The organism is Kribbella sp. NBC_00662, assembly GCF_041430295.1.
Lineage (GTDB): Bacteria > Actinomycetota > Actinomycetes > Propionibacteriales > Kribbellaceae > Kribbella.
The window spans coordinates 260814-274938 of record NZ_CP109029.1; the positions used below are offsets into that span (position 1 = coordinate 260814).

Sequence of the window (14125 nt, forward strand, 5' to 3'; positions counted from 1 at the left end):
ATACCAGCGGATCCCTACAAACAGGGATCGGTAATCCACAGGCTGCGGCCCGGTTCGCGAGGGGCTGATTCGCGAACCGGGCCGCGGGGGGCGGTTACGGGAGGGCGTCGAGGTACGGCGCGTGGTTGTTCTGGAACTCCCAGTTGTAGTAGTGGTCCCAGTTGATCGACCACGTCATCAGCCCCCGGAGGCCCGGTGAAGCGCCGCCGCGGAGGCTGTAGCCGCCGCAGTTCTGGCCCTTCACCAAGCAGTCCAGCGCCTGGTGCACGGCTGCCGGGGCGGTGTAGCCGTTGCCCGCGCTGACTGCTGCCGGGAGCCCGATACCGATCTGGTCGTCGCGCAGTCCCGGGAACGTCTGACCGGTGTTCGCCACCGGGAATCCGGCCTTGACCATGTCGGTCATGGCGATGTGGAAGTCGGCGCCGCCCATGGTGTGGTACTGGTTGTCCAGCCCCATCACCGGGCCGGAGTTGTAGTCCTGGACGTGCAGGACGGTCAGCGAGTCCCGCAGCGCGTGGATGACCGGCAGATAGGAACCGGTCCGGTTGTCGCCGCCACCGGCGCCGCCGTAGAACTGGTAGCCGACCTGCACGAAGAACGTCTCCGGCGCCATCGTCAGCACGAAACCCGAACCGTACTTCGCCTTCAGCGTCTTCAGCGCCGAGATCAGGTTGACGATCACCGGAGTGGTCGGGTTGCGGAAGTCGGTGTCACCGGCGTTCAGGTACAGCGAGTGCCCTTCGAAGTCGATGTCGAGCCCGTCCAGCCCGTAGCGGTCGATGATCGCACTGACCGAGCTGACGAACGCGTCGCGGGCCGCCGTGGTGGTCAGTTGCACCTGTCCGTTCGCACCGCCGATCGAGATCAGCACCTTCTTCCCGGCGGCTTGCTTGGCCCGGATCGCCGCGATGAACTCCGCGTCGCTTTCCACATTCGGACACTCACTGGCAGGACACCGGTTGAACCGGATGTCCCCAGAGGTCACAGACGTCGGCTCACCGAACGCCAGATCGATGATGTCCCACTGATCCGGTACGTCGGCCATCCGCACGTACCCGGATCCGTTCGCAAAGCTCGCGTGCAGGTATCCGATCAGCGCGTGCTTGGCCAGACCAGTACTCGTGCAGCCTCCCGTCGTACCGCTGGCGGCTGCTGACCTGAGCGACTCACCAACGCTGTTGTACGCCGACACCGAGTAGCTGTGGCTGCTGCAGGCCGGGAGCCCGCTGACGGTGGCTGTTGTCGTGGCGACGGTCTGGACAACCGACGTGCCTTCATAGACCCGGTAGCCGGTGACGGTGCCCGACGCTGCCGGCCAGCTCAACGAGATAGCGGAATTGGTCGCGCTGGTGACGGTCGGCGTACCAGGAGCGGTCGGAGCACCAGGAGTACCGCCCGGACCATCCAGACTGAAGTCGTCCGCTTGGTACGCCGGCTGCCCGTACCAGCCGTGCACATAGATCTGCGCGGACGTCTGACTCGCTCCTGTGGTGAAGGACAGACTCAGCTGTGTGAAGCCCGCCGCCGACGGCGTCCAGGTGGAAGAGCCACCTGTCACTCCGAGGTACACGTACGAGCCGCGCACCCAACCCGACAACGTGTACGCCGTGTTGGGCTGCACCGAGACGGTCTGACTGCACTGGGCGTAGTCCGAGCTGGTGACCGCGCCGTTCAACGCAAAACCGCCGCTCCGGGTCGGACTGCTGACTACCGACCCACCCGAGCAGCTCCAGCCACTCAACGAGCCGGACTCGAACCCGGGATTGCTCAGAATGTTCGCCGCCTGCGCCGGCACGGTGACACCGGCCGCCAGCAATACCCCGACCACCACAGCAAGCCACCGTGCACGCATGGAACCTCCTCGACGATGCGATTTAGTAGAGAGCTTCCATAAATCCACGTCAATGCGTCACCGACGGCGGGTATCCGACGCTGTCGGGAACCGGCCTAGGGTGAGCGCGTGAGCGACATCGACTGGGGTCAGGGAACGTACGAGACGACGGCGGCCGACCTGTTGCCGGCGGCCCGGGCACTGGTGGACGCAGCCCAGCTCGAGCCCGGCGAGCACGTGGTCGACGTCGGCGCAGGCACCGGTAACGTCGCCCTGCTCGCCGCTGACCGCGGCGCCCGGGTCACCGCCGTCGAGCCCGCCGCCCGGCTGCGCGAAGTCATCCAGGAGACGGCCGGAGCCCGCGACCTGACCGTCGTCGACGGTACGGCGGCGTCGATCCCGCTGAACGACGGCTCGGCCGACGTGATCCTGTCCAACTTCGCCGTGATCTTCGCCCCCGACCCAGCCGCGGCTATCGCCGAACTGTCCCGCGTCGCCGCCTCGACCAGCCGGATCCTGCTGACCAGCTGGCTGCCCGGGGTGATGGGCAAACTGGTCGGCGTCGTCGTCGGCGCGGTCCAAGAGGTCACTGGCCAGAACCCCGCAGCCGGCCGCATCGACTGGCACGACCCCGCGGCCCTGTCCAGCCTCTTGGAACCGCACGGCTACCAGGTCACCACGACCACGCTCGAGCTCGAGGTGGTCACACCGTCCGCGGAGAGTTACTGGGACACCCGCATCGCCAACCACCCACTCGGTGTCTCGACCTTCCCTCTGCTGGAACAAGCGGGCCGTCTCGCCGACGTACGAGCCCGTTTCCTCCAGACGCTGACCGACAACTGGACCAACGCAGCCGGTCAGGTCCGCCTGCCCGCGCAGTACCTGTTGGCGACAGCCACCCGCTGATCGTTGGCAGATTTTCGCCAGCGGCCAGTGTCAGCCAAAACCGTGTAGCCGGAGCCGCGGATTGGCAGGCTCTTCGGCGTCCGTGCTCGGGGGCGGGCGGCCGGGGCTACAGCCCACGGCCAGGACAACATGCCGTGGAGGCATCACGTGAACCATCCCAACCTGCGCAGGCGTGCCGCATTGCTGGCCGGCGCCGCGCTGATCACCACCGCCTTGGTGGCTCCACCAGGATCAGCAACTCCTCCCACTACCTCGCTCGGTCGGTCCAGCTTCGCACCAGGCCGGTACGTCGTGACGCTGGCCGACAAGCCGCTGGCGACGTACCAGGGTGGCGTGACCGGGCTCAAGGCCACCAAGCCGGCCACTGGCCGCAAGGTCGAGGTGAACAGCAGCAACGGCAAGGCGTACAGGTCTTTCTTGACCGGTAAGCACGCACAGGTCGCTGCAGAGGTGGGTGCCAAGGTCGACCACGACTACTCGACCACTCTGAACGGTTTTGCTGCCTCACTGACCTCCAAGCAGGTCAACGAACTCAGCAAGACACCAGGTGTGGTGTCCGTCGTGCCCGACCAGCTGCATGTCGCGCTGGACGACCGCAAGCCGACCGACTTCCTCAAACTGTCCGGCAAGACCGGCGTCTGGAACGCACTCGGCGGCACCGCGACCGCGGGCCAGGGTGTCGTGGTCGGCGTCGTCGACACCGGCATCTGGCCGGAGAGCGCGTCCCTGTCCGGGCCGAAGCTCGGTACGAAGCCGCCGACCGCAGCCGACCCGTACCGTCCGTACCTGTCCGGCTCGACGACCGTCATGGAGAAGGCGGACGGTGGCACCTTCACCGGTAGCTGCGAGGCCGGTGAGGACTTCACCGCCGACCAGTGCAACACCAAGCTGATCAGTGCGAAGTACTTCGGAGACGGATGGCTCAGCCTGGTCCCACCGGACCAGCGGGCCGACTACGTCTCCCCGCGCGATGGTGAGGGCCACGGAACCCACACCGCGACGACTGCGGCCGGCCGGGCCAACGTGGACGTCTCTGTCGGCGGTGTCGGCTTCGGCACGGTCACCGGTGTCGCTCCGGCCGCCAAGATCGCTGTGTACAAGGCACTCTGGTCCGGCAAGGACGGCCAGAACTCCGGCGGTCTCACCTCCGACATCCTCTCTGCCATCGACCAGGCGGTCGCGGACGGCGTCGACGTCATCAACTACTCGGTCGGCTCGATCTTCGAGTCCGCGCACACCGACCCGATCCAGCTGGCGTTCCTGTCAGCGGCGTCAGCCGGTGTCTTCGTCTCCGCAGCCGGTGGCAACTCCGGTCCGGACGCGTCCACGCTCGACAACACCTCCCCTTGGGTGACCACAGTCGGCGCCACCACGGTTGCGCCGTACGAAGGTACGGTCGTGCTGGGCAACGGCCAGAAGTACGCCGGTCTCAGTACGACGGTGGCAACGGCGACCGGTAGCAAGCCGCTCGTCAGCCCGGTCGCGGTCAAGAACGCGGCTGCCAGCGACGCGGACGCGCTGCTTTGTATGGCGAACACTCTGGACCCCACCAAGACGGCCGGGAAGATCGTCGCCTGCGAGCGGGGCGTCAACGCCCGGGTGGACAAGTCCACTGAGGTGAAGCGGGCAGGCGGTGTCGGGATGGTGCTGCTCAACCTGTTCCCGCAGGACGTGGTCGGCGACTCCCACGCCGTACCGACTGTGCACGTCAACGCACCGGATGCCCTGTCGATCAAGGCGTACGCCGCGCAGTCCGGCGCGACAGCTGAACTCGTACCCGGAAACACGACCAGCACCAAGACGCCGTACCCGCAGATGGCCGACTTCTCGTCGCGTGGCCCGTCTCTCGCGAGCAATGGCAACTTGCTGAAGCCCGATATCGCAGCGCCAGGCGTGAACGTGCTGGCTGCCGTCGCGCCGCCCACCAACAACGGCCAGAGCTACGCGTTCCTCTCCGGTACGTCGATGGCCGCGCCGCACATTGCGGGACTGGCAGCGCTCTACCTGTCGAAGCACCCGGACTGGTCGCCGATGGCAGTCAAGTCCGCCCTGATGACCACTGCAGGGAACGTGCTCACTTCCACCGGGTCCGTCGACAGCAACCCGTTCGACGCCGGTGCCGGTGAGGTGCAGCCGTCGAAGATGCTGGATCCGGGTCTGGTCTACGACTCGGGTGACGTGGACTGGCTGGGTTATCTGGAAGGCAGTGGCGTCAACACCGGCACCAGAGTTCCTGCGATCAACCCGAGCGACTACAACGCTCCGTCGATCGCGGTCGGCCAGCTGCTGGGCACTCAGACCATCACCCGTCGCGTGACCGCTGTGGCCCCGGGCCTGTACCGGGCGACGGTCTCCGTGCCGGGTATGAAGGCTGAGGTGACGCCGTCGATCCTGAACTTCACGGCCGCCGGTCAGACCAAGACGTTCAAGGTGAAGCTCACTCTGGACACCGGTGACTCCAATGCCACCACCAGCGGTTGGCTGACCTGGCAGGGCGCCGGGAAGACGGTACGCAGCCCGATCGTCGCCGTACCGACGTCCGTGCTCGCCCCGACTGCAGTGTCCGGCTCGGGTGCCGCTGGCTCGGTGGCGTTCACTGCCACCTCCGGCAAGGCGGGTGCACCGATCCGCTCGTACGGCGTGGTGTCTGCTCCGCTGGTCGCCGGTGCGGTGCCTGCCGGTGCTGCGGACGCCGATCTGCCGGACTACCCGGTGACGGCGACCGCACAGACCAAGGCGATCCAGTGGAACATCAAGACCGTGGATCCGGCCGGCAGCATCTGGCTGGTGCTCTACAAGGTCGTGAACGGTCAGAAGCAGTTCCTGTCGTTCATCGGTGACGGTTCGAACCAGGCGTCCGCCAGCGTGCCGGCACCTGCGGCCGGCGTGTGGGGCGTGCTCGCGATCACCCTGTCGAACCCGCCTGGCGCGGACACGACGGAGTACACGATGCAGACCAACGTGGTGACCGCCTCGTCGGGCAGCACGCTCAAGGTGTCGCCTCCGGTGGCTCCGGCCGCGTTCAAGCCGTTCCAGGTCACGACGTCCTGGTCGGGGCTGCCGACCGACAAGCGCTCGACCGGCTTCGTCGAGTTCCCGAACCGGGCCGGGACGGTGGTGACGATCAACTAGATCCAGCGGCGGCGGGCAGCCTGAACGCCCGCCTGGAACCGGGTCTGCGCGCCGAGGGCATCCATCAGCGCGCGGACCCGGCGCTGGGTCGTCCGGGGACTGATCCGCAACCGCCGGCTGATCATGTCGTCGGTCGCACCGCCGGCCAGCAGCAACAGGATGTCCCGGTCGGGCTCTGTCAGCGCCGGCACCTCACCGCTCGCGAGCAGCGCGGGCATCGGGATCGCCAGCGCCCACAGCATCTCGAACGTCGCGATCAGCCCGTCCAGCAGACCCGACGAACGGATCAACAGGTTCGACTCGGCCGGCGCCCGCTTGGTCAGCCCGATCAACGCGGTGTCGTCGTCCCCCACCGCCATCTTCATCGGCACCTGCGCCAGCACCCGGCTGACCTCACCGGCCGCCTGCAACTCCGGCAGCACGCCCATGATGTCCTCGGACTCGAAGACCTCCGTCCCGTAGATCGCCCGGTACTCGATCCCGTCGGCCAGCCGGTCCAGCTCGAGCTTCTGCTGCGTCGACGGCGGCGTCACGTACGGCGGCCGGTCCAGCACCCGGACCTCGCGACGGGACCCCTTCTGCAGCTCCTCGTACGCCCGCAACAGCGTCGGCCCGTCCTCGATCAGCTCGACCTGATTCCCCTCCAGGACCGGCGTCCCCCGCCGCCCCCGCAGGTCATCGGCCACACTCCGCAGCCGCGCCAACTGCACATCCAGCTCGTCGAGCGGATCAACCACCACCATCACCCCTCACCGATCGACGCCAAAACGCCCTCACACTAAACCGCGTCAACTAACTCTTGACAGCGTTGTCTCACACACGACGGCACGCCCCGGCCGCCGGGAGACCGGGGCGTGCCGCGCGCCGAGGCGCTACGGGCCACAGGAGAGACAGGGCCAGGGCCGGCCGCAGCGGGAGCACATACCGTCGAGCGCGGGAGCCGGCAGCCAGACAGTGGGTGCCACCCCGCTCCGGTCGGCCCGGTCGACGTGGCCGGCCTGGCCGGCGTGGTCCGCGTCGGCGGCGTCGATGGTGGGGTCCGATGCGGCGTTGCGGAGGGGGCGCCCGGTGCGGGAGAAACGCTGGGGGTCCTGGGCCCAGTGGAGTTGAGTGCGGCCGCCAGTGCCGTGAGCGGTCAGGAGGGCGTCCACGCCGGCGTCCCAGGTGGACGTGCCGGGGTGTGGGCCGCGCCAGCGGAGGGTGGCTGCGCCGTCGGACCACTCCACGCCCTCGGCGAGGATCGCGGTGGGGTTGGTGTGGCGGACCAGACGGAAGAGGCGGGCCTGTCGCTGCAGCGTGTTCACCACTTCAGCGTCGCCCAGAACGCACTGTGCACAACAGGTGTGGGCTGTGGGCTGTGGGAACAGCCCACAGCCCACATGCCCTTGTTTTTCACGGTTTTTGTCGGCGAGGGCTTGTAGCGTCACGACACGCACCACATGAGCTCGAAGCGTGAACGGGGTGGTCCTGTGACATCTCCTACTACTTTCGGAGCGCACTTGCGGCAGTCCAGGCAGGCGGCCGGCCTGAGCCTGCGGCAACTGGCAGCCCGCGTCGGGTACGACCACAGCTACCTGTCGCAGGTGGAGCGCGGGCAGCGGCCGGGCTCCGCGGACCTGGCACGGCTCTGCGACCGTGAGCTCGGCACTGGCGACCAGCTGACCGGCACCTTCGAGCGAAGGCCTTCCCGCGCGGAGCGGCCGGGCCGAACGGCCGACCCGTTGGAGCTGGCCTGGCAAGGTCTGGCCGCGGCCACCGGTATTGCCGACCAGACCATTGCCCTCGACGACGTCCGTAGTACTCCGCCGGCTGTGCTGCTGCCCGAGCTGGTGAGCGAGCTGCAACTGCTGCGGGCCCGGGGCCTTGGCGGCGTGCAGGCGGTCGAGCTGAGCATCCTGATCGCGGAGACCCTCAGCGGGCTCGGCGAGCGACGTCCGGCGAGGCGCTGGTGGTTGGCTGCCCATGCATCCGCAGTCGGTGCCGGGCAGGCGCTGGTGTGTGCGAAGGAGGCAATCAGCGGTCTCGCCGAGCAGCGTCCGTTGCCGCAATTGCTGGAGCTGGCCGACAAAGCCTTGGCGCAACAGTCATCAAGCGCGGTGGCTCATGCCGCCCGAGCGCTGGTCCTGGCCGACCTCGGGCGCCGAGAGGAGACACAGCAGGCGCTGCAACTGCTGGTGGGCGTCGGCAACGAGACTGTAGTGACTGCCGCGCGACCGACCGACTGGATGCCTTACCAGCTGCATTGGGCCGAGGGACGAGTGTGCGCGCGACTGGGGTACGGCGTGCCGGGCTGCATCCTGCTCGAGCGAGCCCGGGAGCTCTGCCCGGAGCGCTGGATCGGCGAACGCGCCAAGATCGACCTGGCCCTGGCCGAGAGTCTGGCCGTTGCCGGCGAGGTCCCCGCCGGCCTGGCCATGGCACTGCGGGTGCTGGTCGAGCTGCCCGACGAGTGGCGCGACCTCTGGGTGTACGACGCTGCCGACCGGTTGCTCCGTGTCGTGCCTGAGAGCGAGCGCGGCGCCGTGGAGCTACGGAGGCTGCTGGCCACCAACGGCCGGAGTGTGGGCAGTGGGTCGAGCTGGAGGTGAGGGCAGGGGTAGCGTGCGGTGAGTGACAGGTGAACAGCTGACAACGGCAGCGGCAGACAAGTGGGACTTCGCAGTCGAACTGCGCAGTGACCCGGCCAGCGCAGAGGCTCGGGCAGCAGTGCTCGCGGAGCCGGCGTTCGGGCAGTCGTTCACCGACCACATGGTGGTTGCCAACTGGTCACTGGATCAGGGCTGGCACGACGCCAAGGTGACGGCGTACGCGCCACTGAAGCTGAGCCCGGCGGCTGCCGTTTTCCACTACTCGCAGGAGATCTTCGAGGGACTCAAGGCGTACCGGCACCCCGACGGCTCAGTGTGGGCCTTCCGCCCCGACCGGAACGCGGCCCGGTTCACCGCGAGCGCAGAGCGGTTGGCCCTGCCGCAGGTGCCGGAGGACGAGTTCGTCGCGGCCCTGCGTGCGCTGGTGACCGTCGACGAGGCCTGGGTGCCGTCGGCCGAAGCGAGCGAGACCAGTCTGTATCTCCGGCCGTACATGATCGCCACCGAGGCCGCGCTGAGCGTCCGGCCGTCGCATGAGGTGCTGTTCGGCGTCATCGCGTCACCGGCCGGCCCGTACTTCAACACCGGCCCCAAGCCAGTCTCGATCTGGCTGACGACCTCCACCATCCGCGCGACGCCGGGCGGGACGGGCGCGGCCAAGTGCGGCGGCAACTACGCGTCCAGCCTGGCCGGCCTGGCCGAGGCTGTGGCCAACGGCTGCGAGCAGGTCGCGTTCGTCGATGCGGTCGAGCACAAGTGGCTCGAGGAGATCGGCAGCATGAACATGTTCTTCGTGTACGCCGACGGCCGGATCGCGACACCCGAGCTGAACGGCTCCATCCTCGAGGGCGTCACCCGCTCATCCGTGATCGAGCTCGCCGCGGACCTCGGCCACCCGGTCGAGGAGCGCCGGATCTCCGCCGACGAGTGGCGCGACGGCGTACAGAACGGCGACATCACCGAGGTCTTTGCCTCCGGCACGGCCGCGGTCATCACCCCGATCGGCCGCGTCGCCTGGCCCGAGGGGGACCTGACCATCGGCGACCACTCGGTCGACTACGGCGTCGGCCCGGTGACCGCGAAGATCCGCTCCACGCTGCTGGACCTGCAGTACGGCCGCATCCCGGACACCCGCGGCTGGCTCACGCGCCTCGCCTGATGCCGTTTGTCCCCGGCGCCGGTTAAGTTGGCGTCATGGCCGAGTCCAAGGGAAAGTCGCCGGCGATCGAGCTGGAGGTCGGCGAGCGGACGGTCCGGGTCTCGAACCCGGACCGCGTGTACTTCCCTGCCCGCGGCGAGACCAAGCTCGACCTGGTCAAGTACTACCTGTCCGTCGGCGACGGCATCGTCAACGCCCTCCGCGAGCGCCCGTGCATGCTGCACCGGTTCCCCGAGGGCGTCGCCGGCGAGAAGGTCCACCAGAAGCGGCTGCCGCACGGCGCACCGCCCTGGATGGAGACGGTCCGCGTCAAGTTCCCGCGGTACAACCGGACCGCCGACGAGCTGTGCGTCACCGAGATCGCGCACGTCGCCTGGGCGGTGCAGATGTCGACGGTCGAGTTCCACCCGTGGAACTCCCGCCGAGCCGACACCGAGAAGCCCGACGAGTGGCGCATCGATCTCGACCCGATGCCCGACTGCCCGTTCGATCGGGTCCGTCGGGTCGCGCACACCGTCCACGAAGTGCTCGACGAGCTCGGCGCGGTCGGCTACCCGAAGACGTCCGGCGGCAAGGGCATCCACATCTACGTCCGGGTCGAGCCGGCGTACGGCTTCTCCGACGTACGGCGGGCCGCACTCGCGTTCGCGCGTGAGGTCGAGCGGCGTACTCCGGACGACGTGACGACGACCTGGTGGCGCAAGGACCGCGACCCGAAGAAGCTGTTCGTCGACTACAACCAGAACGCCCGCGACCACACGATCGCCAGCGCGTACTCCGTCCGCGGCAACCCCGAAGGCACCGTCTCGACCCCGATCCACTGGGACGAGATCGACGACGTGAACCCGAAGGACTTCACCATCCGGACCGTCCCGGCGCGGTACGCCGAGCTCGGCGACCTGCACGCGACGATCGACGACAACGTCTACTCGCTGGCAACGCTGATGGAGTGGGCGGAGCGGGACGAGCGCGACGGCGCCGAGGAACCGCCACCGCCGGAGGACTGACGCCCGGCTACTCCCCTCCCACCAGTCCGTGGTGGATGAGGTTCGTCAGCGTGTCGATCGCCGCCTTGTCCGTGATCGTCCGGCCGCTCGCCGGGTTGACCACCAGCCAGGTGTAGGCGAACCCCTCCATCAGCGCGTTCATCGCCGAGATCACGACGAGCGGTTCGGCGGGCGGATGCGGCAGATGCGAGAAGTGCTCGATCATGTGCTGGTCGTCGTCCGCCATGATCTGTTGCAGCCGCTGCCCGAGCTCGGGGTCGGCCATCGCGGCCTGCTTGACCGCGATCATCTCCGGCAGATGTGCCTGGTAGAAGCGCCAGAACGCCTCGACGTGCCACCGCACCGCTGACACTTTGCTGAAGTCGGCGTCGTGCTCGGCCGCATCGACGACTGCCTCGTCGGCCTCCAGCAGCATGTCCTTGAGCAGCGCCTCGAGCAGCTCTTCCTTACCCGCGAAGTGGTTGTAGAACGACCCCGTCGCGCGGCCCGCGGCCGCGGTGATGTCGGTGATCTTCGTGTTCAGGTATCCGCGCTCGGCGAAGACCTCGCGCGCGGCCTGCTTGAGCGCCGCCTCGGTCCCGGCCGCCCGTTGCCGGCGGCTCACCGTGTCCGTCACGACAACCTCCTTGACATCGAACCTTAGCCAGGGTCACACTGAATCTGAATTCAGTGAATCATGATTCAGTCAAGGAGACCACTATGAATGCCCTGATCGCGGGTGCCGGACCGACCGGACTGACCCTGGGGATCGAGCTGGCCCAGCGCGGGATCGCGGTCCGGGTGATCGACAAGGCGACCGAGTTCTTCAACGGATCGCGCGGCGACGGACTGCAGCCGCGCACCCTCGAGGTGTTCGAGGACCTCGGCGTGCTGGACCAGGTGCTCGAACAGAGCATCGCGATCCCGCTGATGAAGATCTACCTCGACGGCGAGCTGGTCGGCGAGCGCCGGATGGCCGAGCCGGTCGACCCCACCCCGGACATCCCGTACCCGAACGCCAGGATGCTCGGCCAGTCGCGGACCGAGAAGATCCTGCGCGACAAGCTCGCGGAGTACGGCGTGAGCGTCGAACTGGACACCGCGATCGTCGGGTTCAGCCAGACCGACGACTCGGTCACCGCCGAGCTGTCGACCGGCGAGACCGTCCAGGTCGACTACCTCGTCGGCGCGGACGGCGGCAGGAGCTTCGTCCGCAAGCAACTGGGGATCGCGTTCGAGGGCACCACCGACGAGTCGATCCACACTCTGCTCGGCGACGTCGCGGCCGACGGGCTCGACCACGAGGTCGGCTACTGGTTCGCGACCAAGGACAACCCGATGGCCGGGATCGCGATGACTCCGTTGAGTGGCGGCGATCAGTTCCAGTTCGGCGCACCGCTCGACGGCGATGACGCCGACACCTCGATCGAGGGCCTGCAGGCGCTGGTCGACAAGTACGCCGGCGCGGGTACTGCGAAGCTCCGCGACCTGACCTGGTCGACCGTGTGGCGGCCGAACGTACGCCTGGCCGCGAAGTTCCGGGTCGGACGGGTCTTCATCGCCGGCGACGCCGCACACGTGCACCCACCGACCGGCGGCCAGGGCCTGAACACCGGCGTCCAGGACGCGTACAACCTCGGCTGGAAGCTGGCGGACGGACGCGAGGAGGTGCTGGCGACCTACGAGACCGAGCGCCGGACCAACGCGATGCGGGTGCTCGGGATCAGTGCGGAGCTGATGCAGAAGCACGTCGAGGGCGACGAGTCGGCGATGGAGCGCGGCGAGAACACCCGCCAGCTGGACGTGTCGTACCGCGACCCGTCGGACACCCGCCCGCTCGTCTCCGGCGACCGCGCTCCGGACGCACCGATCATCGATGCCTCAGGCAACAAAGTTCGGCTCTTCGAGCTGTTCCGCGGCCCGCACGAGACTCTGCTGCGCTTCTCCCCCGCCGCCGCGTCGGACCACCCGCACGCTGTCGAGATCACCTCGGCGGAGGCGATGGCGATCTATCACGCGCAGCCGGGCGACGAGATCCTGATCCGTCCGGACGGATACCTCGCTTAGGATTTTCGGATGCAGACCCAGGATCCGGCCGCTGCCTACGATCGCGCCGTCGAGCTGGCGACACGAGGGCGGCGGCAGATCCTGGGGATCACCGGGGCGCCGGCGGCGGGCAAGTCGACGTACGCCGAGCAACTCGCCGCGAAGCTGACCGCGGATGGTCACCAGGTCGCATTGGTGCCGATGGACGGCTACCACCTCGCGCAGTCGGTGCTCGAAGACCTCGGCCTCGCGGACGTGAAGGGCGCGCCGCACACCTTCGACGGCTACGGCTTCGTCGCGTTGCTGAAGAGGCTGAAGGAATCGCCGGACGAGCAGATCTGGGCGCCGCGGTTCGACCGCAGCATCGAGGACTCGATCGCCGCGAGCATCGGCGTCGCACCTTCGGTGACCTTGGTTCTCACCGAAGGCAATTACCTGCTCCTCGACGAGTCGCCGTGGACGGCCGTCCGCGCTCTGCTCGATCAGTGCTGGTACGTCGAGGTGCCCGAGGGGTTGCGTCACGCACGGCTCGAAGCACGGCATCGCGCCTTCGGCAGATCAGCCGAGGAAGCACACGAGCGTACGTACGGCTCCGACGAACGCAACGCCCAGCTGATCGCCGCCACCGCACCGGCAGCCGACGCGATCATTCACCCTTGACGCACACCCGTTCGATGAACGCGGCCACACCGTCCAGGTAGAGCTGCAGGCCGAAGTCGAAGTCGGCCTCGTTGTCCTCCTCGAAGCTCCCGACCTCGTCGAACACACCGGCCTCGACCGTCCGCGCGACCGCCGGATAGACCCGCGGATCCGCAACCCGCCGCAACGTCGCGCCGAACCGCTGGAACGCGTCCGGGTTGTCCGCGTAGCCGGCCGCGAGGTCGAACGCCATCCGGATCTCGCCCTGCACGTACGTGATGAGCCCCATCACGACACCGACCTTCGCCTCCTCCGGCAGACCGGTGTCCTTCAGTACGCCGAGCGCGGAGTCGAACCACGCCAGGTTGTTCGGGCCGGCCGGCGGACCCGAGATCGGCACCTTCGCGTACCACCGGTGCCGCCGGATCGCCGTGAGTACGCCGTCCGCCCAGAACGTCAGCCCGGTCCGCCAGTCGACGTCCTCGGGCATCGGCTCCGGACGCTCGAGCGCGGCGTCCGACATGATCACGAGCAACTCGTCCTTGCTCTTCACATGCCGGTAGAGCGCCATCGTCGAGTTACCGAGGCGCTCCGCGACGCGAGCCATGGAGACGGCGGCCAGATCCTCGGCGTCGGCGATCTCGATCGCGGCACCGACGATGTCGTCGAGCGTCAGCGACGGCTTCGGCCCGCGCCGCGGCGTCTCCCGCAACCGCCACATCGCGGCGACATCGGCCGGCAGTTCGTCGTTCTCCACCGGCTCAGTTTAGGGCTTGCCCCGCAGTACTGCGTACCTGCTACGCTATTTAGCGTATTCAATACGCAGTAAGGAGGGGAC

General features: G+C 68.1%; 12 protein-coding genes. 7 read left to right on the plus strand and 5 right to left on the minus strand.

What is annotated here, in order from left to right:
- Positions 1–94: 94 nt before the first annotated feature.
- A complete protein-coding gene (locus OHA10_RS01265; protein ID WP_371404305.1) occupies positions 95–1852 on the minus strand; it encodes a chitinase in 1758 nt (585 codons plus the stop codon).
- A 108-nt stretch (positions 1853–1960) separates the two neighbouring features.
- Between OHA10_RS01265 and OHA10_RS01270 the strand changes: the two genes are divergently transcribed.
- Positions 1961–2737: a class I SAM-dependent methyltransferase gene (locus tag OHA10_RS01270; protein ID WP_371404306.1), complete on the plus strand. Its 777-nt coding sequence runs from the start codon at positions 1961–1963 to the stop codon at positions 2735–2737.
- 147 nt (positions 2738–2884) lie between these two features.
- Complete coding sequence (locus tag OHA10_RS01275) at positions 2885–5869, plus strand: S8 family serine peptidase (RefSeq protein WP_371404307.1); 2985 nt, start codon at positions 2885–2887, stop codon at positions 5867–5869.
- Here the strand turns inward: OHA10_RS01275 and OHA10_RS01280 are convergent.
- Positions 5866–6606, minus strand: a complete 741-nt coding sequence (locus OHA10_RS01280) for a helix-turn-helix transcriptional regulator (RefSeq protein ID WP_130439792.1) — start codon at positions 6604–6606, stop codon at positions 5866–5868. The two genes, OHA10_RS01275 and OHA10_RS01280, sit on opposite strands and share 4 nt — an antisense overlap.
- 135 nt (positions 6607–6741) lie before the next feature.
- Positions 6742–7173 carry a hypothetical protein gene (locus OHA10_RS01285; RefSeq protein WP_371404308.1) on the minus strand — a complete coding sequence of 144 codons (432 nt, stop codon included), beginning with the start codon at positions 7171–7173 and terminating at the stop codon, positions 6742–6744.
- A gap of 195 nt (positions 7174–7368) precedes the next feature.
- Here OHA10_RS01285 and OHA10_RS01290 point away from each other — a divergent pair, with 195 nt between their 5' ends.
- The 3 genes from OHA10_RS01290 to ligD are packed head-to-tail and all read left to right on the plus strand — an operon-like array spanning position 7369 to position 10623.
- Positions 7369–8457, plus strand: coding sequence for a helix-turn-helix domain-containing protein (locus OHA10_RS01290; protein ID WP_371404309.1), 1089 nt, complete (start codon positions 7369–7371; stop codon positions 8455–8457).
- A gap of 22 nt (positions 8458–8479) precedes the next feature.
- Entirely contained in the window at positions 8480–9616 is a 1137-nt protein-coding gene (locus OHA10_RS01295) for a branched-chain amino acid aminotransferase (RefSeq protein WP_371404310.1), read from the plus strand.
- Positions 9617–9651: 35 nt separating this feature from the next.
- The gene (gene ligD / locus OHA10_RS01300) at positions 9652–10623 is read left to right on the plus strand and encodes a non-homologous end-joining DNA ligase (RefSeq protein WP_371404311.1); all 972 of its coding nucleotides are present in this window, start codon (positions 9652–9654) and stop codon (positions 10621–10623) included.
- 7 nt (positions 10624–10630) lie between these two features.
- Here ligD and OHA10_RS01305 read toward each other — a convergent pair whose 3' ends face one another.
- Entirely contained in the window at positions 10631–11239 is a 609-nt protein-coding gene (locus OHA10_RS01305; protein ID WP_371404312.1) for a TetR/AcrR family transcriptional regulator, read from the minus strand.
- An 83-nt stretch (positions 11240–11322) separates the two neighbouring features.
- Here OHA10_RS01305 and OHA10_RS01310 point away from each other — a divergent pair, with 83 nt between their 5' ends.
- Positions 11323–12669 carry an FAD-dependent monooxygenase gene (locus OHA10_RS01310; protein WP_371404313.1) on the plus strand — a complete coding sequence of 449 codons (1347 nt, stop codon included), beginning with the start codon at positions 11323–11325 and terminating at the stop codon, positions 12667–12669.
- 9 nt (positions 12670–12678) lie between these two features.
- Complete coding sequence (locus tag OHA10_RS01315) at positions 12679–13308, plus strand: nucleoside/nucleotide kinase family protein (protein WP_371404314.1); 630 nt, start codon at positions 12679–12681, stop codon at positions 13306–13308.
- Here the strand turns inward: OHA10_RS01315 and OHA10_RS01320 are convergent.
- The gene (locus OHA10_RS01320) at positions 13295–14044 is read right to left on the minus strand and encodes a TetR/AcrR family transcriptional regulator (RefSeq protein ID WP_371404315.1); all 750 of its coding nucleotides are present in this window, start codon (positions 14042–14044) and stop codon (positions 13295–13297) included. The genes OHA10_RS01315 and OHA10_RS01320 overlap by 14 nt on opposite strands.
- Positions 14045–14125: the final 81 nt, after the last annotated feature.

What these genes read in the sequence shown, in the direction of transcription:
- OHA10_RS01265 (WP_371404305.1), bottom strand. Translation starts at nt 1,852, where the DNA reads ATGCGTGCACGGTGGCTTGCTGTGGTGGTCGGGGTATTGCTGGCGGCC.
- ligD (WP_371404311.1), top strand. Translation starts at nt 9,652, where the DNA reads ATGGCCGAGTCCAAGGGAAAGTCGCCGGCGATCGAGCTGGAGGTCGGC.
- OHA10_RS01310 (WP_371404313.1), top strand. Translation starts at nt 11,323, where the DNA reads ATGAATGCCCTGATCGCGGGTGCCGGACCGACCGGACTGACCCTGGGG.
- OHA10_RS01315 (WP_371404314.1), top strand. Translation starts at nt 12,679, where the DNA reads ATGCAGACCCAGGATCCGGCCGCTGCCTACGATCGCGCCGTCGAGCTG.